Raw genomic sequence first — 1,249 nt, forward strand, 5'->3', positions numbered from 1 at the left:
AGGGTTCGCATGCCGTCCAAGCTCGACCCGCATATTGCTGCTATCGAGGGCTGGCTCGCGGAGCAGCCGCAACTGACGGCGCTCGCAATCGTCGGTCGGCTGAACGAGAAATACCCCGAGGAGTTCGGGAAGAGACAGCATTCGATTGTGCAACGTCTGTTGAGGGCGCTCAGGCGGAGGGCTGCCGAACAGTTGGTCGCGCAGGGCCCGCTCGGCGACGCTACAACCGCTGCCCCATTGCCCGGGGTTGTGGACGGCTCGGGCTATGTAGGGCCCGACCCGCCCACAGCCCCTCTCGTCGAGCAAGCCGGGAAAACCATCTGGCGCGGCCAATCAATCGACATCCGATCGTCACCGGCAATCGCGCCTTCAGGGTAACATTCGCAGATGCGGCAATACGGGGGGTCCCAGTCGAACGCCGATTGACAACATAGACGATCCGACGCGAAAACATCGGCGGCCTGCAACGATTGTCGACCACCGCCGCCTTTGAGCTGTGTTTCCACACAACCAAGACCCAAAGCGGACGGATGGACCGTGATCACTTCGAGTACGTCACCTCGATTTCTGTTCGCAAGGGAGCCAATGCCGACACGTCGTTCAACGGTGTGACGTTGATGGTGTAGAGCTCCTCTTTCAACGGAGGTAGCAGTGCGAGTTCGCGCCCAAGATAGTTCATCCCAACTGCCATGTGGGCATCCGAGCTGCGGGTTTGATCAAAGACAACTCGCTCTTCTCGATCTGTGACGGTCACGCGAACCGTCGTCCGTAACTTGCCCGGCGGCAGTGCTTCGTTGCGTGGTAGCGCGATTGGACCTCCGACGAGGTCTTCGACGACGGTCCGCTCTGCTTTGCCGCCGAAGTAAACCAGCAAGTTTAGTCTGTGACCGTATTTGCGGACAACTCGGGCTTGGAAGCTAACAGGCGTTCCCTCCACCAGTCTGACCGGCACGGTAAATCGTGGGATGTCGTTATGTACTAACCTCATGAACTGGATATGGGGCGGCTCGCCATACATCCAGCCCCAACAGACTTTCAAAACGACGGCTGCCAGAAAAAGGGTGGCCACTGACAAGGCCGTCTGGACCCATGATAGCTTCCGCATCTCGCGGTTGTGCCATTTCAACTCCTAACCTGGGGTAAAAAGGATAGGCTCTTCCGCCTCTGGCCCGAAGCCGCCTTGAAGAAAGGGGCAGAGCATGTCCGCTCTGCCCAGCTAGTTCAGACGTCGACTTGCTCTGCTATTGCA

At 58.8% G+C, this 1,249-nt stretch carries 1 protein-coding gene and 1 pseudogene; one reads left to right on the top strand and one right to left on the bottom strand.

What is annotated here, in order from left to right:
* Positions 1-378: pseudogene (locus tag IVB32_RS13125) on the top strand (hypothetical protein); the annotation flags it as partial.
* A gap of 163 nt (positions 379-541) precedes the next feature.
* Here IVB32_RS13125 and IVB32_RS13130 read toward each other — a convergent pair.
* Entirely contained in the window at positions 542-1,126 is a 585-nt protein-coding gene (locus IVB32_RS13130) for a hypothetical protein (protein ID WP_247410549.1), read from the bottom strand.
* Positions 1,127-1,249: the final 123 nt, after the last annotated feature.

This window comes from Bradyrhizobium sp. 23, assembly GCF_023073295.1.
In the GTDB taxonomy this organism is placed as follows: Bacteria; Pseudomonadota; Alphaproteobacteria; order Rhizobiales; family Xanthobacteraceae; genus Bradyrhizobium; species Bradyrhizobium canariense_D.